This window comes from Ruegeria sp. YTSA105, from assembly GCF_059610225.1.
The window spans coordinates 112982-132629 of sequence record NZ_JBXWNE010000008.1 but is presented as its reverse complement, the minus strand read 5'-3'; the positions used below and the strand labels follow the sequence as shown (position 1 = coordinate 132629).

The 19648-nt window shown below is 58.4% G+C and carries 19 protein-coding genes; 8 read left to right on the top strand and 11 right to left on the bottom strand.

Annotated elements, in window-relative coordinates:
* Nucleotides 1–1383 carry an adenylate/guanylate cyclase domain-containing protein gene (locus AC2FH2_RS12155; protein WP_496823722.1) on the top strand — a complete coding sequence of 461 codons (1383 nt, stop codon included), beginning with the start codon at nucleotides 1–3 and terminating at the stop codon, nucleotides 1381–1383.
* Between the two features lie 84 nt (nucleotides 1384–1467).
* On the opposite strand, the gene AC2FH2_RS12150 is transcribed toward AC2FH2_RS12155, so the two are convergent.
* Complete coding sequence (locus tag AC2FH2_RS12150) at nucleotides 1468–2604, bottom strand: alkane 1-monooxygenase (RefSeq protein WP_496677844.1); 1137 nt, start codon at nucleotides 2602–2604, stop codon at nucleotides 1468–1470.
* 58 nt (nucleotides 2605–2662) lie between these two features.
* A complete protein-coding gene (mutY, locus tag AC2FH2_RS12145) occupies nucleotides 2663–3718 on the bottom strand; it encodes an A/G-specific adenine glycosylase (protein ID WP_271949633.1) in 1056 nt (351 codons plus the stop codon).
* Nucleotides 3719–3799: 81 nt separating this feature from the next.
* Here mutY and AC2FH2_RS12140 point away from each other — a divergent pair, with 81 nt between their 5' ends.
* Both AC2FH2_RS12140 and AC2FH2_RS12135 read left to right on the top strand, forming a co-directional pair.
* Entirely contained in the window at nucleotides 3800–4324 is a 525-nt protein-coding gene (locus tag AC2FH2_RS12140; RefSeq protein WP_496823720.1) for a DUF721 domain-containing protein, read from the top strand.
* Nucleotides 4321–4983: a DsbA family protein gene (locus AC2FH2_RS12135; RefSeq protein ID WP_271949636.1), complete on the top strand. Its 663-nt coding sequence runs from the start codon at nucleotides 4321–4323 to the stop codon at nucleotides 4981–4983. Before AC2FH2_RS12140 ends, AC2FH2_RS12135 begins: the two co-directional genes overlap by 4 nt.
* 36 nt (nucleotides 4984–5019) lie before the next feature.
* Here AC2FH2_RS12135 and lpxK read toward each other — a convergent pair whose 3' ends face one another.
* Genes lpxK through AC2FH2_RS12115 form a run of 4 tightly spaced genes read right to left on the bottom strand, consistent with a single transcriptional unit; the run spans nucleotide 5020 to nucleotide 9370 of the window.
* Nucleotides 5020–6018 carry a tetraacyldisaccharide 4'-kinase gene (gene lpxK / locus AC2FH2_RS12130; RefSeq protein WP_496694175.1) on the bottom strand — a complete coding sequence of 333 codons (999 nt, stop codon included), beginning with the start codon at nucleotides 6016–6018 and terminating at the stop codon, nucleotides 5020–5022.
* Nucleotides 6005–7240, bottom strand: a complete 1236-nt coding sequence (locus tag AC2FH2_RS12125; RefSeq protein ID WP_496694174.1) for a 3-deoxy-D-manno-octulosonic acid transferase — start codon at nucleotides 7238–7240, stop codon at nucleotides 6005–6007. The genes lpxK and AC2FH2_RS12125 overlap by 14 nt, the downstream gene beginning before the upstream one ends.
* Nucleotides 7237–8037 carry an inositol monophosphatase family protein gene (locus tag AC2FH2_RS12120; RefSeq protein WP_142637123.1) on the bottom strand — a complete coding sequence of 267 codons (801 nt, stop codon included), beginning with the start codon at nucleotides 8035–8037 and terminating at the stop codon, nucleotides 7237–7239. The genes AC2FH2_RS12125 and AC2FH2_RS12120 overlap by 4 nt, the downstream gene beginning before the upstream one ends.
* The gene (locus tag AC2FH2_RS12115; RefSeq protein ID WP_496823717.1) at nucleotides 8024–9370 is read right to left on the bottom strand and encodes a TldD/PmbA family protein; all 1347 of its coding nucleotides are present in this window, start codon (nucleotides 9368–9370) and stop codon (nucleotides 8024–8026) included. Before AC2FH2_RS12115 ends, AC2FH2_RS12120 begins: the two co-directional genes overlap by 14 nt.
* 212 nt (nucleotides 9371–9582) lie before the next feature.
* Here AC2FH2_RS12115 and AC2FH2_RS12110 point away from each other — a divergent pair, with 212 nt between their 5' ends.
* Nucleotides 9583–10269 (top strand): FkbM family methyltransferase, encoded by a 687-nt coding sequence (locus tag AC2FH2_RS12110; protein WP_496823714.1) that lies wholly within the window; start codon nucleotides 9583–9585, stop codon nucleotides 10267–10269.
* A 36-nt stretch (nucleotides 10270–10305) separates the two neighbouring features.
* On the opposite strand, the gene AC2FH2_RS12105 is transcribed toward AC2FH2_RS12110, so the two are convergent.
* Entirely contained in the window at nucleotides 10306–11835 is a 1530-nt protein-coding gene (locus tag AC2FH2_RS12105; RefSeq protein WP_496713349.1) for a DUF2125 domain-containing protein, read from the bottom strand.
* A 139-nt stretch (nucleotides 11836–11974) separates the two neighbouring features.
* Here AC2FH2_RS12105 and AC2FH2_RS12100 point away from each other — a divergent pair, with 139 nt between their 5' ends.
* From AC2FH2_RS12100 to AC2FH2_RS12090, 3 genes are read left to right on the top strand one after another with little or no spacing between them, the layout of a single operon-like run.
* Nucleotides 11975–12718: an SDR family oxidoreductase gene (locus tag AC2FH2_RS12100; RefSeq protein ID WP_271949652.1), complete on the top strand. Its 744-nt coding sequence runs from the start codon at nucleotides 11975–11977 to the stop codon at nucleotides 12716–12718.
* Nucleotides 12715–13323, top strand: a complete 609-nt coding sequence (locus AC2FH2_RS12095) for an enoyl-CoA hydratase/isomerase family protein (protein WP_271949654.1) — start codon at nucleotides 12715–12717, stop codon at nucleotides 13321–13323. The genes AC2FH2_RS12100 and AC2FH2_RS12095 overlap by 4 nt, the downstream gene beginning before the upstream one ends.
* Nucleotides 13320–14057, top strand: a complete 738-nt coding sequence (locus tag AC2FH2_RS12090) for a VOC family protein (protein ID WP_496694170.1) — start codon at nucleotides 13320–13322, stop codon at nucleotides 14055–14057. The genes AC2FH2_RS12095 and AC2FH2_RS12090 overlap by 4 nt, the downstream gene beginning before the upstream one ends.
* On the opposite strand, the gene AC2FH2_RS12085 is transcribed toward AC2FH2_RS12090, so the two are convergent.
* Nucleotides 14058–14354: an HNH endonuclease gene (locus AC2FH2_RS12085; protein WP_271949658.1), complete on the bottom strand. Its 297-nt coding sequence runs from the start codon at nucleotides 14352–14354 to the stop codon at nucleotides 14058–14060.
* 47 nt (nucleotides 14355–14401) lie between these two features.
* On the opposite strand from AC2FH2_RS12085, the gene AC2FH2_RS12080 reads away from it, so the two are divergent.
* Nucleotides 14402–15574 (top strand): TIGR03862 family flavoprotein, encoded by a 1173-nt coding sequence (locus AC2FH2_RS12080; RefSeq protein WP_496823711.1) that lies wholly within the window; start codon nucleotides 14402–14404, stop codon nucleotides 15572–15574.
* Here AC2FH2_RS12080 and holA read toward each other — a convergent pair.
* The 3 genes from holA to leuS are packed head-to-tail and all read right to left on the bottom strand — an operon-like array spanning nucleotide 15571 to nucleotide 19623.
* Nucleotides 15571–16599 carry a DNA polymerase III subunit delta gene (gene holA / locus AC2FH2_RS12075; protein ID WP_271949662.1) on the bottom strand — a complete coding sequence of 343 codons (1029 nt, stop codon included), beginning with the start codon at nucleotides 16597–16599 and terminating at the stop codon, nucleotides 15571–15573. The two genes, AC2FH2_RS12080 and holA, sit on opposite strands and share 4 nt — an antisense overlap.
* Nucleotides 16596–17099 carry an LPS assembly lipoprotein LptE gene (gene lptE, locus AC2FH2_RS12070; protein ID WP_496823709.1) on the bottom strand — a complete coding sequence of 168 codons (504 nt, stop codon included), beginning with the start codon at nucleotides 17097–17099 and terminating at the stop codon, nucleotides 16596–16598. The genes holA and lptE overlap by 4 nt, the downstream gene beginning before the upstream one ends.
* Nucleotides 17086–19623, bottom strand: coding sequence for a leucine--tRNA ligase (gene leuS, locus AC2FH2_RS12065; RefSeq protein WP_496823707.1), 2538 nt, complete (start codon nucleotides 19621–19623; stop codon nucleotides 17086–17088). The genes lptE and leuS overlap by 14 nt, the downstream gene beginning before the upstream one ends.
* Nucleotides 19624–19648 lie beyond the last annotated feature (25 nt).

Below are 19648 nucleotides of genomic sequence, written 5' to 3'. Positions count from 1 at the left end.
ATGTCGGACACAGCAGCCAGCGAACCTCGGGCTAGGTGGTTCTTTTTCACCCGTCCGAACGAAGTAGAAATCGAGAATAAATACACCGAAGCTGCGCTGGAACGGCACAAGCGCGAGGGGCTGGAGCTTGCTGTCCGGGCCCGCTGGATCGCAATGGGTCTGACTGGCCTTTTGTTGATCTTCCTGAACCCGCATTGGGAGGTCCTTTGGTATCATTTCATCCTTTTGCTGATTTGCGCAAATGGTTGGATGATCCGACGGGCAGGCCGTGTGGGTCAATCTCGGACAGAGTTGCTGCTTATCTTTGTTGACCTTTTGATTATGACTTTGGGAATGATCATTCCCAACCCGTTCAGCGATGATGTGCGCCCATTGGCAATGCAATTCCGGTTTGACAACTTTCAGTATTTCTTCGTCATTCTTGCAGCAGGAACCATGGCCTATTCCTGGCGCACGGTGATTGCCATAGGCACATGGACTGCAATAATCTGGACTACCGGATGGGTGATCGCCTGGTGGGTTGCGTTTCCGATTCCCGGCATAAGTGAGAAAGTGGCCGAGGCCTTGCAGGGGTATCCGGATGTAGCCGAGATGTTGGATCCAAATAGTTTCAGATCTTCGATCCGAATCCAGCAAGTGATTGTGTTCTTGATGGTGGCGGTGACGCTGGGCGTGTCGATGCGGCGGCTCAATCATTTGCTGATGACCAATGCTGGGTTGGAACGGGAACGAGCGAACCTGTCGCGATATTTCTCACCAAATGTGGTGGAGGAACTGAGCCAAAATGATGATCCGCTCAAACAGGTGCGAAAAGAGAATGTCGCAGTGCTCTTCATCGATATTGTGGGGTTCACCAAATATGCGGCGGGTCGTGATCCTTATGACGTGATCGAGGTGCTGCGTGGATTTCACGCCAGGATGGAGGCCGAAGTGTTCCGCCATCATGGGACATTGGACAAGTACTTAGGCGATGGTCTTATGGCAACTTTCGGGACCCCGGTGACGACACCGTTGGATGCGACCAACGCGGTATCCTGCGCGCGCGGCATGGTGACTGTGATTGACCGGTGGAACATAGAACGTAGACGTGCCGGAGAGCCCGAGATTCATGTTGGCATCGGTGTCCATTATGGCTCGGTTGTTCTGGGGGATATTGGTGCCAACCGTCTGGAATTTGCTGTGATCGGTGATGCGGTAAATGTCGCTGCGAAACTTGAGGCAATGACCCGCGAGCTGCAGGCCCGGATCGTGCTGAGTGATGCGGTGCGCCTGCAGCTTGAGCAGGAAGGGAGCAGTGCCTCCGAACTGACAGCCGAATTTACCGAAAACAAGGGCCACCCTGTGCGCGGTGTCGAATATCCGATGGATATCTGGGTGATGTAGCTCAGGGCTCTCTGGCCGATGGACCATGCATCAAAGACGCAGGGCCAGTCGTTGGGCCGGGCAGCGCGCCGAGGCGCGCTGCGGTCAGGACCCTGGCATCGGGTTTTGTGACTTGTTGTAGGGTTGCCAGTCTGTGACTTCGGGGTAGTACCGGCGCCGCCAATCCCGCACACGGGGGTTCATGACACGCCGCCAGAGCGGTGGGATCATCGCGGCGATCGTCATCACTGGGTATCCGTAGGGCAGTTGTGGTGCGGTGTTCTGATCGTGATGTTGAAGCAGTGGAAATCGACGGTTGGGTTTGTAGTGATGGTCCGAGTGGCGCTGTAGATTGATCAGCAGCCAGTTCGACGCTTTTTGCGACGCGTTCCACGAATGACAGGGCAGGACGTGTTCGTATTTCCCCTGGCCCAGATATTTTCGGGTCAGCCCGTAATGTTCGACATAGTTCACCAGTTCAAGCTGCCAGATGGCGACGCCGGCCTGAATCAGGAACAGGACAAGGCCGGACCATCCTCCAATCAAACCTGCCAGGGTCAGCATACCACACTGTAACATCCAATACCGCCAGAACGGGTTTGCGCGGTCAGTCCAGGGTTGGTTCTTGCGCGCCAGTTTCTCGCGCTCTGCATGAAAGGCGGAGGCCAGACATTGCCACAGAACGCGCGGATAGAAGCGATGAAAGCCTTCGTTGTATCGTGCTGTTACCGGATCGCGCGGGGTTCCGACATAGCGGTGGTGAACCAGCAAATGTTCGGACCGGAAGTGCGAGTACAAGACCATGGCCAGCAGGATGTCGCCAAGCCCGCGCTCCAGTCGGCCCTTCTGGTGCATCAGTTCGTGGCTGTAGTTGATTCCAATCGTCCCCGAGATCACACCCATGCCAAAGAACAGGCCGATCTTTTCTGGCGAAGACAGGTGAGAGCTGTGCGTCACATACCAAAGCAGCCCGTAAAGGGTCAGGAACTGTACCGGAACCCAGGCTTTGGTCAGCAGGATATACCAGCGCAACATGCTGTCCGGCGTATCTGGGTCCGCATTTTCGAGGTCGAGCCCGGTGAGCTGATCCAGCGCGGCAAATATCCACCATGTTGAAAGCGGCACCAGCAAGACCCACCAGCCACCCACAAAGGCCGTGGCCCAAATCAATGGAATCAGCAAAAACGAGACCCAGAATGGAAGGGTGGATTGCCAGCGAGTCAATGTTTCAGATGCGATCATCAAAAGCTCCGGTCGACGCGGGACAGACTATCCGTAGATCGTGTTTCAGCATAATGTGTTACTGGTTGCGCCAGAGGTCAAATGCCTTGCGCATGACCGTCGGCAGATCGCTGGGCCGAAAGGCATGTTTATCAAGCAAGATCATGTCCTCCGGTGCCGCACCGGGCGGTAAAGAGGTTGCCCAAACCTGCAGGATCAGGTGGAAATGCGTGAACGTGTGGCGCACTTCGCCCGGTAGAACCCGCCAGTCCGCCGCAAACGGCGCGGTGTCAGACGGCGCATCGGACCATTCGGATCCCGGCCATCCCAGCATACCGCCCAAAAGCCCTTTGTCTGGGCGGCGTTCAAGCAACATCGCCCCGTCCGCTGTCTGGGTGATGTAGACATGGCCATAACGTGTGGGTTTTGGCTTTTTCGGTGTTTTGCGGGGCAGATCGGCCTGGGTACCCGCAGCGTGGGAGCGGCAACGCGTGCGCATTGGACATATCCCGCATGCCGGGGATCTTGGGGTGCAGACAGTCGCACCCAGATCCATCACGGCCTGTGCATAGTCGCCCGGACGCACCGCTGGGGTCAATGCAGCTGCCCGTTGCTTGAGTTGTGGTTTTGACCCCGGCAGCGGATCGTGAATGTCGTATAGGCGGGCCATGACACGTTCGACATTGCCGTCCAACACGGTTTCCGGACGATCAAAGGCAATGGCTGCAATCGCGGCGGCTGTATACGGGCCTATGCCCGGCAGGTTCAGCAGCTCATCGTGTGAGTCGGGAAAACAGCCATCATGGCTTTCAACCACAACGCGCGCGCATTTCAGCAGATTGCGGGCGCGGGCATAATATCCCAGACCGGCCCATTCCCCCATGACCTGCTCGTCAGGCGCTGCGGCCAGTGATTCAACTGTCGGCCACCGAGATGTGAACCGCAGGAAATAGTCGCGCACCGCTGCCACAGTTGTCTGCTGTAGCATGACTTCAGACAGCCAAACCCGATAGGGGTCAGGACGCATTCCGGAAGACCTATCGGCAGGACTAATGCGCCATGGCATTTCACGGGCATTGCGGTCGTACCAGGCCAGCAACTCATCGCTGAAGTCAATTTCGTGGGTGTCACGCAAGTTTTACATATCTCCTTGTCGGGTTTCGCTGGCGCCCGGTGTTCTGCCCTTTACAATAGAGAGACAGGAGTTGGAAACCAGATGCAGCCCAGACGTTCTTCGACACGCGGCTTTAAACGTACTGCGACATTGCTGAACGGCCAGATCAGGCGCGCCGGGGAAAGCCGGGGATTCGCCGTCTCTCGTCTATTGACCCATTGGGCCGAGATCGTGGGGCAGGATGTGGCCTCGATCGCGCGGCCGGTGAAAGTGGGCTATGGCAAGGGCGGTATGGGGGCCACGCTGACGGTGCTGACCACCGGTCCGCAGGCGCCGATGCTTGAGATGCAAAAGGAACAGCTGCGCGGCAAGGTGAATGCGGTTTATGGCTATAATGCCATCAGCCGGGTGCGCATCACCCAGACAGCTCCGACAGGATTTGCCGAGGGGCAGGCCAGTTTCGACCACAAGCCGAAACAGGCGAAACCCACAATCAAACCAGAAATCATAGCCGAGGCAGACCGGGCCGCGCAGGGTGTCCATGATGGCGATCTGCGCGCAGCCCTTGAACGTCTGGGCCGTAACGTTTTATCCAAGCAAAAATGCCGAGAAAGGGCTGATTCATGAGCCGTATTGCAACCGGAATCTGCGCCGCCATCGCCATAGCCGCAGGCGGCTATTGGCTGACGCAGTCGAATTCTACTCCGTCCAACCCGCTGGTTGGCAGCGCCGAGGCACAACAGACCGATCTGGATACCTCGACCATCATCGAAATGGTTCAGGGCTCGGCGGATGCGCCGGTCGAGATCGTCGAATATGCGTCCTACACCTGCCCTCATTGCGCGACCTTCCATCAGGGGACGTATAAAGAGCTGAAGAAGAACTATATCGACACCGGCAAGGTCAAATTCACCTACCGTGAGGTGTATTTTGACAAATACGGACTTTGGGCCTCGATGGTCGCGCGCTGCGGCGGCCCCGAGAAGTTCTTCGGCATTTCTGATCTGATCTACAAGGATCAGTCCAAATGGACTCGCGCCGGAGGACCTGCGGAAATCGTGGACGAGCTGCGCAAGATCGGACGTTTGGCCGGAATCAGCAACGACCAGCTTGATGCCTGCCTGCAGGACGGAACGCGTGCGCAGACGCTGGTGGCCTGGTATCAGGAAAACGCCGAGCGCGACGACATCAGAGCAACCCCATCCTTTATTGTGAACGGCAAGAAGGTCGACAATCAGTCTTACGAAGAATTCAAAAAGCTGATCGACGCCGAACTGGGCAGCTAAATCCAAACACGACCGGCCTGTCAGGGCCGGCCGCCTTCAGGGCGAAGGCGCGACCTGCAGTAGCAACTGTTTGACCCGGTCGCCCTCGTCCATATTCAGCCGGACGGGCAGGGTGATGACTTTGCTGCGAAAGGCGGCTGGCAGGCGGACCGCATCTTTTTCCGTCGTGACCATCTGAGCGCCGAGCAGGTGCGCTTCATTCTCTAGCCGTGTCATCAGGGCCGGTGTCAGGGGCTGGTGATCGTCCAGCGCTTCGGCCCGCAGCAATTTGGCGCCCTGTTGGCGCAGGGTGGCAAAGAACTTCTCCGGATGGCCGATACCGGCAAAGGCGAGAACCGGCGTGTCCGTCCAATCCATTCCTGTCTGCAGCGGTTCGACCGCACCGGTCGCATGTGGAACCGTCAGATTTCCCCCCCAGCGGGCGGCGAACTGTGTCTGCGCGTCTGTACCGCCCAGCGACAGCACCAGATCGGCCCGTTGCTGCCCCACATCGACCGGTTCCCGCAGTGGACCCGCAGGCAGGCACAATCCGTTGCCGAACCCCCGCTCGGCATCCACCACGATGACCGAGAAATCCTTGGCGACCGAGGGGTTCTGAAACCCGTCATCCAACAGGATTACGGTTGCCCCGGCCTGGGCTGCGGCTTTTGCGCCCTCGGCGCGGTCCTTGGCCACCCAGACATCCGCAAATGCGGCCAGCAGCAGCGGTTCATCCCCGACTTCTGCCGCCGTATGTTTGCCAGGATCGACGCGCACAGGTCCTGTCAGTGCGCCGCCGTGGCCTCGGGTGACAACATGGGTCTGATGCCACGCGTCCCGCAGCTGTTCGATCATCCAGATCACGGTTGGTGTTTTGCCGGTCCCGCCTGCATTCAGGTTTCCAATGCAGATAACGGGGACGCCTGCGTTGAAACCTGTTTCCGAGGCCAGCCTGCGGGCTGTCGCCGCCGCATAAACCCGTCCCAATGGGGACAGCAGCCGGGCCCTGAGGTCCAACTGATCCGGAGCGGTGTTCCAAAAGTCAGGTGCCCGCATCGTCGGTGCTCCGTTCGTCCAGATAGTCCTGTACCAGTTCGATCAGCTGATCTGATTGCGGCGCGCCGTCGGTCACGATCTGCCAGCCTGCCAAAGCCATATCCGCCGCGCGGTCAGGCGCAAGTAACTCTACCACGGCATCCCCAAGTTCGGTTGCGGTTCTGACCGTCAAAGCGGCGCCTGCCTGGTCCAGCTGATCGTAGGCTGTCTGATGCTGGTCAACATGTGGGCCATGTATGACAGCCGATCCCAGGGCGGTCGCACCAAACGGATCCTGTCCCCCGTCGCCCCGTTCGAGCGAGTTGCCGATAAAGGACACTGCCGAAACACGGTACCACAAGCCCAAATCCTCTGGGTCCGAGGACAAGACGACCTGTGTGGTATCTTCAATCATGCCGCCATCGTCCCAGTTGATGCAGCGCAAGTCCATGGCTTCGAGCCGCCGATGCAGTGGGGCGGCTTCCTGTATGTCGGCGACATGCAGGATTAAGGTCAACCGGGGCAGCATCCGCATGGCCTGACGGTGGGCGCTGAGGACCGAGATGAACTCTTTATCCTTCACCCAGGCCGCAAGCCATATGGGTCTGCTTGAAAAGGCGTGATTGGTTTCGATCAGTTCGTCTTCGGGCCACGGAGAAGGGTTCGGACTTATCAGCAGAGGAGGCGCCTCGCTGACCTTGGTGAAGGCGATTCCCAGTTTGCGGATCTGCCGGGCCGTTTCGTTGCTGGTAGCCAGAATTCGTTGAAAGCAATCGAGAGTGTACCGGCTGATATCGGGCAGCCACCGGGTCCCACGCGCGGTGTTCAGGTCGATTTCAGCTTCGATCAGGATCAACGGCACTTCGCGCTCGTGGGCACGGGTAATCACATTGGGCATCAGCCCGCCGCCAACCCAAATGCCAATATTCGGGCGCCAATGGTCCAGAAACACCCGCGCGGCGCCGGTTTGTTCCGAAGGTAGGTTCACAAGTATGTATTTCGCGCAGTCCCACTGACTCAGGTCCGCTTCGGGTGGGGCCGACAGGACAACCGACAGGCCCAGGCGCGACTGCAGCAGTCTGTGGCAGAAATCCATCATCGCGTGAAGGCGACCCGGATTGGCAATGTGAATCCAGATCAGATCTCCTGATGGTCGGGGCACATAGGGTTGGTCCCCGTTGCCGGGTACGCCCCACGAAAGCACGCGATAGGCCGCCAGACTAAGGGATCGCGGTTTGCTCATGGCGCAATGCCCGCACTGTCTGGGTCAATCTGATCCGCCAGTTGCCGGTGCAATGGCGGGTTTGCCGCGATGACACCATTCAGGCGCGGATGTGGGTTGTTAAGGCGCAGTGGGGCGCCAAGCCGGTCCGTACATATGCCACCTGCCTCTTGGACGATCAAATCCCCTGCCGCGATGTCCCATTCCCAGCTGGGGCGCAGTGTCAACATTCCGTCAAAGCGACCCTGCCCGACCAATGCCAACCGATAGGCAAGCGACGGGCGATAGTTTCGACGGAATTGAGGAACCCGGCCCTGACACCAGTGCCGGCTGTCCAGATTGGGTTTCGCGGCCAGGATCTCGGCCGTCGTGATGTCTTGGGTGTCCGATACGACAATCGGCGCGCCGTTTAGTGTGGCCCCTTGGCCCTTGGCCGCCGCATACAACAGGTCACGCAAGGGCAGGTAAATGACCGCCGCCGTCACCTGACCGTGTTCCGCCACAGCCAGAGAATGCGCCCAGGTCGAGGAACCTTCGGTGAAGCTACGGGTGCCGTCGATCGGGTCAATGATAAAAACCCGGTCCCGGGACAGGCGGTGCTGGGTGTCTTCGGTCTCTTCGCTGAGCCATCCGTAACCCGGTCGGGCAGAGGGCAAACGCTGTTCGAGCATCGCGTTCACGGCCAGATCAGCCTCGGTCACCGGGCCTGCGCCATCGGGCTTGTCCCAGCGTTGTGCTTTTGACCCGGAATACCGGGTTGCGATCTTTCCGGACTCGCGCGCGGCTTCAATCAGCAGGGGCAGGTCAGTTGCCGGCAAGTGTCATTCCCTCGATCAGCAGCGATGGAACCACGCGCGACAAATAGGGGCGGGCGTCATTGGCCGGAATGATCCGCAGCAGCATATCGCGCAGGTTCCCGGCGATGGTGCATTCGTTGACCGGGTGGGTAATCTCGCCATTCTCGATCCAAAACCCCGAGGCACCACGGGAATAATCCCCGGTATTGGGGTTGATGGTCGATCCGATCATCGACGTGACCAACAATCCAGTACCCATATCGCGCAGCAGCTCTGCACGGCTGCGCTCGCCCTGAGTCAAGCTGAGGTTCCAGTTGCTTGGGGACGGAGGCCCAGACACGCCCCGCGTAGCATTTCCTGTCGAGGCCATCTTGAGCTTGCGTGCGCTGGACAGGTCCAATGTCCAGCCCGTCAATACACCGTTTTCGATGATCGCCCGGCGTTGTGTGGGCAGGCCTTCGGCATCAAAGGGGCGCGACCCGGACATGCGCCGGCGATGTGGGTCTTCGATCAGCGAAAGATGTTCCGGCAGAACCTGTTGTCCAAGACAATCCGACAACCAGGACGAGCCGCGCGCGATGGAGATACCGTTGCTGGCGCCCAGAAGATGCCCGATCAACGAAGATGAAATCCGTTCATCGAACAGAACCGGATAGACGCCTGTTGCAGGCTTGCGCGCGCCAACCTGCGCAACAGCACGTTCGCCTGCGGTCCGACCAATCTGGTCCGGGTTGCGCAAATCGCTTTGGAATGTGCGGCTGTCGCCGTCATAATCGCGCTCCATTCCGGTACCTTGGCCCGAGATCGCTACGCAGGAGGTTGACCGGCTGCTGCGCTCATACCCGCCGGAAAAGCCGTTTGTGGCTGCCAGATGCACCCGATGGGTACCATAGGCGGCCGCGGCGTCCGAAACCTGTGAGACGCCTTCAACCGCCAGCGCCGCAGATTCCGCCGCCAGCGCATCATTCAGAAGATCTTCAGCAGTGGGCTCCGGCGCTGGATCGCACAGTTCCAATGCCTGAATGTCCCAATCCCGGATCAACTGAGCCTCATTCGCCAGGCCGGTAAACGGGTCTTCGGGGGCGTCGCGGGCCATAGCGACGGCGCGTTCGGCCATGGCTGTCAGAGTTTCGGACCGGCTGTCGGAACTAGAGACGATGGCCTGTCTTTGGCCCAGAAACACTCGCAGCCCCAGATCGGTGCCCTCGGACCGCTCGGCGGCCTCAAGCGCGCCAGAGCGTACCTCTACCGAGACCGAAGACCCGTCCAGCACGATGGCATCCGCAGCCTCGGCCCCGGCCTTTCGGGCGGCATCCAGCAGGTGTTGGCTGATCTCTTCGGGTGTGCGCGTCATGTGGCCTCCGGTCTTGTTTCTTTGGACCTATCGTCCGCCCGTCCGTCCCGCAAGACCTGCGGTCATTTTCGGGGGTTTGCAGAAAGGCCAGAAAGGCGAATTTCGCATGTGGCTGCAATAATTCCGCTGTTTTGTCCGTAGCCGTAGGTTAGTAGTTGATCCAACTGGATGAGAATGAGACGACTGGGCAGCAAGAACGGGCAGGCCACAACATGCAGAACAATCTATCGCTGCGCGGGGTTACGATCCCCGATGATCCGCAGATCATTACGCCTAAGGTCAAGCGTTCAATCCTGGCCGAGCGTTACGAAAAAGACGAAGTGACCGGTCTGCCGAAATTCATCGACGCGAAGGATCGCGTGGTAGAGCTGGGCGCTGGGATCGGCTTCATCTCATCCTATCTGGTGACACAACTTGGTGTACGCCACGCAAAGTGCATCGAGGCGAACCCGACGCTGTGTGAATTCATCGGCCGTGTCCACAAGGCAAATGACATTGCGAATGTCGAGGTGGTGAACGCGGTTGCTCTCGGCGATACACGGGTTCCCGGAACCGCCCGATTTTACATACGTGAACCGTTCTGGTCCTCATCTCTGGACCCTGATCCTGACTATGTCAGAGAGGTCAGCGTGCCGGAACGTCCTCTGTCAGAAATTCTGCGGGACTTTGAAGCCAACGTGCTGATCGTCGATATCGAAGGGGGCGAGAAGTTTCTGTTCGACGGGGTCGATCTTGTGAATGTCCAGAAAGTCTATCTTGAGGTCCACACCCGTAAGATCGGATTGCACGGGATCAAGGCTTGTTTCGATCATCTGTCGGCACTTGGGTTTGCCTACGATCAACGTGTCAGCAGCGGTGGGTCGGTGCTGTTCCGGCGTGTTCGCCGGCGCTCGTCGTAAACTGGGAAGGCAGCCGGGCCGCCTTCCCTGTTTCTTTTATTTGATGCGCTGTCCATTGGCCAGAATTTGACCATCTTCCTTGAACTCGATTGTCGAATTCAGCGTGTCGGGCTCTTCCCCCGGCACTGCCATGAGACCCATCATCATTCGCGCGCCCATTGCGTCTTGCTCGGCAATCAGACCCATACCGATCAGAGTGTCGATCAGGGCATTCGCACCAACCAGTTGCAGGTTCGCAACGCCAGCGGGCGTCGGCAGACCGCCCAGTTCCTCAGTGTTGGAATTGTCGAAGGTGAAGTCGCCATCGCCGGACAGTTCCGCACCGACCATAGAGACCAGCAACTCGTTGATTGTCAGAGAGTGCAATTCACCCGGCGCTTCGTCCGCAAACTCAAGCGCCTCTACGGCCTCGGGGTCAAAGAAGTTGGTCAGCACTTTGGCCGTACCGGAAAGGTCCAGCGCAATCGTGGCCGGATCGCGTGGCAGGGCGGCTGCGGGGTCAAAAATGCTCCACAGTACGTCTGACATAGTGAAGTCCGTCAAGTTTATCGCCAGCCCAAAGGGTTGAATCTCTTCGGATTCCTGTACCGGGAATTCGAACTTGAAACCGCCACTTTCCATGGCAATTTCGATTGGAAAGGGCAGTTCCGCCGTAGTTACAGCAATCTTGGCGCTGTTTTGTTCGACGTCATAAGCAATTCGGTTCGCGTCGATGCTGCCGGAAAGCCGTCCACCTTCGGATTCGCTGGCCATCGAAAAGTCTTCGCCTTCGCTGCTGCCCGCCATCGAAGACTGGCCCGATCCGTAAGTAAAGAGACCCGAGAAGGCAAAGCCAGCGTCATAGAATGCCTGCGGGTCAGAGAAATTGAAATCTGAAGGGATAATGCTGGTGCCGTCGAAGGCCAGATCGCCAAGCGTGCCGTCGAATTTCCCGGCGTCTTCGCTTTCGGGATCCTGAAATGCCAAGCTGTAGGTCATCTCTGATGCGGTAAAGCTTTGGTCGATATCGCGGTTTTCGCCGATCTTCATTTGCGAGCTGCCGCTCACATCTGCCATTTCAAGGTAGCCACCAACCACTTCGGGCGGCAACGTTTCACCGTCGACTTCGATGTTACCCAGTTTGATTCCAAGGCTGTCTGCAGAGTAATCGTAAGTCACATCATCCGGATCGCCAGAGACGGTCATAACAAGCCCGCTGTGGACGTATTCGATATCGACTGTAAATGACTCGTCCTGACCATCGACATTGCCGGTGACGGTCATGGGGAAACTTTCCGGGACACCAATATTGACGCTACCGTCGCCATTGTCGGTGAGGGTCATTTCAGGCATGGCCATGCTGAACGATCCCTCTTCTTCCGGGAGGTCCATCGACATCGTCAGGTTTTCGATGGTGATACCATTGCCGGTATCTGTCTGGTCACCTGAAACAGTATAGCCCATCTGCGCCAGATAGGACTGCCAGTCATCCCAGACTTCCTGTGGAGTAACGTCGGCAAGCGCCCCCTGCGAAATGACAGTGTAGGCCAGAACTGCGCCGCAGGTGCGGCGGAGAAAAACGGACATCATAGAACCCTTCTTGATCAAATTTGCGCGCATGGTGATGCCGGTGGCGGCGGGCGTCAAGGGGGAAGGGCTGGACCCATTCCCCGTTCGCAGGATAGAGGTTCATTAATTCTCAGGACAATGGAGGTACTGGAACCTTATGCAGGGGAAAACCGTACTGATCACTGGGGCCAGTCGCGGCATCGGGGCCGAGGCAGGGCGCGTATTTGCCGCAGCAGGGGCTAATGTCGTGCTAGTGGCGCGTAATCGGGATCAAATTCAGGTACTGGCGTCGTCGCTTGGTGAAAACGCTATTGCACTGGCCTGCGACGTCAGTGACTTCGCCCAGGTCGAGCTGGCCGTGGCAGAGTGCGTAAACAAGTTTGGCGGGCTGGATGTTCTGATAGGCAATGCTGGTGTCATTGACCCGATTTTCCATTTATCCAGCGCCGATGTCGCGTCCTGGGGTAAAGCGATCGACATCAACCTCAAGGGCGTATTTCATGGAATGCGCGCCGCGCTGCCGGTCATGCGTGCCGCGGGTGGCGGCACTGTCCTGACGGTCTCTTCCGGTGCGGCGTCGAACCCAGTCGAGGCCTGGAGCCATTATTGCGCCTCGAAGGCAGGGGCCAAGATGCTGACGGAATGTCTGCATCTTGAAGAATCCTCCCATGGGATCCGCGCCATGGGCCTGTCGCCCGGCACGGTTGCAACCGATATGCAGCGGGTCATCAAGGCCAGCGGGATCAACGCCGTCAGCCAGTTGGATTGGACCGATCATATCCCCGCCGATTGGCCGGCGCGGGCGCTGTTGTGGATGTGTTCGTCAGACGCGGATGAGTTTCTAGGCACCGAAATTTCGCTGCGACGTGAGGATATTCGGCAAAGGGTTGGATTGACGTGATTGAATTGAACAAGGCGGACGGGCTGTGGACAGTCACGCTCAACAACCCCGACAAGGCAAATGCGCTGACCGGTGCGATGCTGACCGAGCTGTGCGAGATTGCCGAGGCCGCGACCGGCGCAAGTGCGCTGATCCTGACCGGGGCTGGCAAAGTGTTCAGCGCCGGCGCCGATCTGGAAGAGGCGCGCGCCGGCCTGGCGACCTCGGATCTGTGGGAGCGGTTGTCGGCTGCTATCGCCGCGTTACCCTGCCTGACGGTTGCCGCACTGAATGGAACGCTGGCTGGTGGGGCCAATGGCATGGTTCTGGCCTGCGATATCCGCATTGCCGTACCGGAAGCCAAGTTCTTTTATCCGGTGATGAAGCTGGGTTTTCTGCCACAACCCTCCGATCCCGCACGCATGGCGGCCCTGATCGGTCCGGCTCGGACAAAGATGATCTTGATGGCCGGGCAAAAGATCACTGCGGATGAGGCTTATGCCTTTGGGCTGGTCGATCGCGTAGTTGCACCTGAAGACCTGATGCAGACCTCCCTTGATCTGGTGGCTGACAGCGTCGCCGCCAATCCTGAAATTGCGACCGGTATCGCGCGGTTATGTTCATGAGGTTGTCTGCCCTGCGTCTGCGCGTGGCTGACACGGATCGTCTTTCCGAGTTTTACAGGGATGCAATGGGTATGACTGCACGCCGGCAGGGCGCAAGCCTTCGATTGGGATATGCCGGGCAGGATGCCGATCTGCTTTTGATGCCGGGCGGCGGTGGGTACACACATGATCGGGGCCAGAGATATTGGAAGATCGGCATCACCCTGCCGGATGTTGATCTGGCTGCCGCTTTTTTGCGCGAAAAAGGCATCGAGGTTTCAGAGCCGGACCAGTTTCTGGATATCGGCTATATGTGCCACCTGACTGATCCCGAGGGTTTCGTGATCGAACTGCTGCAACACGATTTCCGTGGCAATCGCCCGGACGGTATCGCCGATCCCAAGACCCCTTTCGCGGATGCGCGTATTGGACAGATCACCTTGCGCGCCGGGAATATCGCGGCCGAGGATGCCTTTTGTCGTGCACAGGGGATGCAGCTGCTATCTGTGCAGGATGTGGCACAATATGGGTTCGATCTGCACTTTTATGCTTTCACCGACGAGGTTCCCCCTAATGCCGACCTGTGGTCTGTTGAGAACCGCGAATGGCTTTGGAAACGCCCCTATACTACGCTCGAGTTTCAGCACAGCGCAGGTGCTACGTTTGCTCGGACCCCCGATTTCCGAGGGCTTGAGATGCAGGGCCTGACCCAGCCCGGCCATGATGCTTTTGGCGACCCTGTCCTGCCGGGCTGATTACCGACGACGCCGTTTTCCCGGCACTCTGGATCGAAAATCAGGGGGCCGTTTGCGAATCCAGCTCAGAAATCTTTCTAGGCGAGGGTGGGCGCGCAAAGCTTCGATCGTATTGAAATCCCGTGCCAGCTCCGCTTCGGTCAGGGTGGCGTGGATCTCTTTGTGGCAGATCACATGCAGAAAAACCGTGGGGCCGCCCTTGCCCCCTTTCAGTTTTGGGATCAGATGGTGCAGGCTGCCGTTCCCATCGGGGATCGGCCGGTCGCAGAGGGGGCAGATCGGGTCGCGGTCGGTCATATCAGCGTAACGTCGCGCCGCAGGGCGCGAAAGGCAAGAGGACAGCAATGGCACAAGCCGTCGTGATCGGAGGCGGGCCAGCGGGCCTGATGGCGGCGGGTGAACTTGCCGCCGCAGGTCATGATGTGCTGGTGGCCGAGGCCAAACCCTCGGTTGCCCGAAAACTCTTGATGGCAGGGAAGTCTGGCCTGAACCTAACCAAGAATGAACCGCTCGAAACACTTTTGTTGTCTTATGGACCCGCCGCTGAGTGGCTACGCCCTATGGTGGCGGAATTTGATGCTGCCGCCGTTCAGGACTGGGCGCGTGATCAGGGACAAGAGGTATTTACAGGCTCAACGGGGCGGTTGTTTCCAAAGGCTATGAAGGCCTCACCTCTGTTGCGGGCTTGGCTGGGGCGTCTTGATGCGGCTGGTGTGCAAATCAAAACCCGATGGCGGTGGACCGGATGGAACGGCGATGCTCTGGAATTCGATACTCCGGAAGGTCACCGGCAGATTGAGGCTGACACGACGATTCTGGCCATGGGCGGCGCAAGCTGGGCGCGATTGGGATCGGATGGAGCTTGGGCCCCACTGTTGCAAGGGGCGGGTGTCGACCTGTCGCCATTTGCCCCGGCGAACTCGGCCCTGTCAGTGGATTGGAGCGCACATATGCAGCCGCATTTCGGCGCTGCGATCAAATCCGTTGGGTGGACTGCCGGGGATGTGATCAGTCGCGGCGAGGCGACGATTTCATCCAAAGGCCTTGAAGGCGGAGGGCTCTATTCCCTGACGCCCGCTTTGCGAGAAGGTGCGCCGTTGAGTGTTGATCTGGTTCCCGATCTGGATGCAGCTACCTTGCAGCAGAAAATTGCAGCCAAGAAATCCAAGACGACGCAGTCGCAATGGATGAAGAAATCTCTGCATCTGTCTCCGCAAAAGATCGCTCTGTATCACGAGATGAACAGGGGAAGCGGTCTGAGTGTCGAAACGTTGAAATCTCTGCCCCTCAGCCACGCGGGGTTGCGGCCAATGGATGAGGCAATCTCAACCGTCGGAGGTGTACGGCAAGGCGCTTTGGACGAAGGGTTGATGCTGAAATCCAGGCCCGGAATGTTCTGTGCCGGCGAGATGCTGGATTGGGAAGCTCCGACCGGTGGCTATCTGCTAACTGCCTGTCTGGCGACAGGGCGATGGGCTGGGCGATCAGCTGCAAACTGGCTGGCGCGGACCGCTTAACGCGACTTTGCCAGCATCGCCAGACGGATCATGGCACGTTCGACCAAAGCCATGGCTGGGGCCGTTTGCCCAGCTGACCGCAATGACAGATCCGTATCAGTCAGAACGGTCAAAGCGGTCTGCAGTTTGGGTGCCCCCCATCCCTGTGCTTGCCGCAGAATACGATCACGCCGCTTTCCATAGACGGGTGGGCGCAGCTTGCCGACGCCCTGTGCCGCACCACCGGGATCGGCGGCACAGGCGTAAAGCGTTCGAAAGTGCCGGGTTGCTCCGATACACAGGCTGACCGCATTTGTACCTTGCGATTGCAGCCGTCGTATCAGCGGGCTAATCTCTCCGGCTCTGCCTTCGGCGACCACGTTCAGGACATCGTCCAGAGCGGCCTCGGTCGAGCTGGGTGCACAGGCCTCGATATCTTCGAGAGCCAATTCAGTATCGTCTCCGCGCTTGTAAAGAGACAATTTTTCAATGGTTTGCGTAAAGTCCCCGGGGCTGATGGCCGTGGCAAGTTCGGTGATGGCCGACATTGCATCCGGTGGAATGTTATTGACTCCGGCCTGTGCCAGAACCCGTTCAACCTCGGCCCTAGAGGGCGGATCGTCATAGATCCCAACGGCATAGGCTGCGGGATGCGACTCGAATGCCTTACGGATCTTTGAGCTGGGTTTGAGCTGCCCGGCCGTCACGATGATCTGAGCGTCGCCCGTTGCCCAATCCTCGAATGCGGTAATGATGGCTGGGGCGGCGACATCAGTTGCATCTTCGACGAAAACTGCACGTGGGCCGGGGAAGAACCCGACAGCCTTGACCGCGTCCAGCAACAGTGCCGGTTCCCCGCGCAGATCACCACCTGGCATTCGGGTCAGGCGCATTTCCTCTTCGGCGCCTTCTCCCAGCAGGGCTGACAAGACCTGTTGCCGTTTCAAGGCCACACGCATCGCATCGGATCCGTAAATCAACAACCCTGCCTTGCCCGCGTCCGGTTTGGCGAAATACCCCTCAGCCTCGCGCGGGCTGAGCTTCATTGGGTCAGGCCCGGTGCTGCATAAAGGCGGTTCACGATTTGATCGGACAGGATGATCATCAGCCGCTCGGTCGCGTCACGTTCGTCCGCAAGCGTCGAGACGGTTGAGCCTGCAGCGGAATAGCCCACGAAATCATGGACATTTCCTGATACCAGAATCCGCCTGGTTTCAGCGGACCTGAGGGAAAATTCCGCGCGCCCTTCGATTGTATACCGGTTCGTCTCGTTGGTAGTCGTGATCGCTGCAGATTGCGTGGCCGTAGCAACCTTAACATCCAGATCATACAGCTTTTGTGCGCTCGCATCCCGGCCCAGCCGCTGTTCCAAATTCTGGACAAGCAAATAGCTTTCCACGGAATTTGGCTCAGTTACAGCAACTTTACCATGCAATGCTTCACCTGTTCCGCCCGGCGCGTAAACGGGTTGGAACCCGCATGCGGCCGCCAGCAAGCAAGCAGCCAGCGGCATCAACAAAAGGCTTCTGCGATTAAACAACGACATTCACGATCCGACCTGGAACAACGATCACTTTCTTCGGCGCGGCACCGTCCAGTGCCTTTTGCACAGCTTCGGTGCTGAGCGCGATTTTTTCAACCTCTGCCTTGTCCATATCTTTTGGAACGCTGATTTCCGCGCGGCGTTTGCCGTTGATCTGGATCGGCAGGGTTACAGTGTCATCGACCAGCATAGCTTCGTCCGCGACAGGCCAGGGGGCTGTTGCGATCAAACCTTCGCCGCCCTGATGCGCCCAGATATCTTCGGCCAGATGTGGTGTCATCGGCGACATCAACTGTGCCAGCGTCTTTATCGCCTGCTTTTGGGCCGCTGCACCCGCTTTGGATTTTGCCAACGTATTGGTAAACGCATAGAGCTTTGCAATGGCGGCATTAAAGCCGAAGCTTTCAACACCAAGCGTCACATCATGGATGGCTTTGTGCATCTCGCGCAGCAGGTCTTGATCCCCGTCGCCTTTTGCCTCGGGGTCCATCGCGCCGATCTTGTCGCAGAGGTTCCAGACACGGTTCAGGTGCTTGAATGCAGCCTCTGCGCCTGATGCTGTCCACTCCACATCCCGCTCGGGCGGTGAATCGGATAACACGAACCAGCGCGCGGTATCCGCGCCGAAGGCCGAGATGATGCTGACCGGATCGACCACATTTTTCTTAGATTTTGACATCTTGGCCGATGGGATGACCTCAACCTCGGTTCCATCCGCCAATTTTCCGTCGGTCACATCCTCGGGCAGGTGATAGACCGGACGGCCATTGGCGTCGCGGGTTTGATAAATCTCGTGCGTGACCATGCCTTGGGTAAACAAGGCATCAAAGGGCTCGATGGCCTTTTTCGGCAAATGGCCAGTGATCTGCATCGCCCGCGCAAAGAAGCGGGAATAGAGCAAGTGCAGGATAGCGTGTTCGATGCCGCCGATATATTGATCGACATTCATCCAGTATTCAGCCTCGGCCAGATCGGTCGGCGTTTCCGTGTGCGGAGCCGTAAAGCGGGCGAAATACCACGACGAATCGACGAACGTATCCATCGTGTCGGTTTCTCGCTTGGATGGCGCACCGCAAGACGGGCAGGCGCAGTCGCGCCAGGTCGGGTGGCGGTCCAGCGGGTTGCCCGGTTTGTCAAAAGTGACATCATCGGGCAGGCGGATCGGCAAGTTTTCTTTCTTTTCGGGCACCACGCCGCAGGATTCGCAATGCACCACGGGAATCGGGCACCCCCAATAGCGCTGACGCGACAGACCCCAATCGCGCAGACGGTATTTGGTAACGCCTTCGCCCCAACCCGCTTTTTCAGCGAAATCGACGGTGGTGTTGATTGCGTCATCACCCGTGGCGTCGGTCAGCCCGGCAAAATGGTTTACCCAGCGGACTTTTTCGGTTTTCGGCGGAACGAATGCGGTTTTGTCGACCGGCGTGTCATTATCAAGCGCAAAGAACGTGTCGACGACGGGCAAACCGTACTTACGGCAGAAATCCAGGTCGCGCTGGTCGTGGGCCGGGCAGGCAAAGATGGCGCCGGTGCCGTAATCCATCAGGATGAAATTGGCGATCCAGACCGGCAGCTCCCAATTCGGATCCAGCGGGTGTTTGACCTTGACACCAGTGTCATAGCCCAGCTTTTCGGCGGTCTCTATGGCCTCTTCTGTGGTGCCGCCCTTGCGGCATTCGGCAACGAACTCAGCCACTTCGGGGTTTTCGGCCTCAAGTTGCTTGGCAATCGGATGGTCTGGCGAGATGCCGACGAAAGACGCCCCCATCAGCGTATCGGGGCGCGTTGTATAGACGGTGATTGGCTCACCACCATCGACGCGTTCAAAGCCAAACTGCAATCCACGCGACTTGCCGATCCAGTTTTCCTGCATTAGGCGCACTTTTGCCGGCCAGTTCTCCAGCGTGTCCAGCGCATCCAGCAATTCCTCAGAGTAATCGCTGATCTTGAAGAACCATTGCGTCAGCTCGCGCCGTTCAACCAATGCGCCCGAGCGCCAGCCGCGCCCGCCTTCGACTTGTTCATTGGCCAGTACGGTCATATCGACCGGGTCCCAGTTCACCACTGCGTTCTTGCGGTAAACCAGACCGGCCTGCAGCATATCCAGGAACAGCGCCTGTTGCTGGCCGTAATATTCTGGGTCACAGGTGGCGAATTCGCGGGACCAGTCGATGGACAGGCCCAGAGGCTTCATCTGGCTGCGCATGTCTGCGATGTTGCCATAGGTCCAGTCTTTCGGGTGACCGCCAATAGCCATCGCAGCGTTTTCTGCAGGCATCCCGAACGCGTCCCATCCCATCGGGTGCAGCACGTTATGGCCGGTCGCAAGCTTGTGGCGCGCGATTACGTCGCCCATCGTATAGTTGCGCACATGTCCCATATGGATGCGGCCAGACGGGTAGGGGAACATTTCAAGCACATAATATTTCGGCTTGTCCGCCTTGTGGTTGGCGGTGAAGATTCCGGCCTTGTCCCAGGCCTCTTGCCATTTTGCTTCGATTTCGGTGGCCGAATAGCGCGACATCGTGCGGTCCTTCGTAATGAAAACG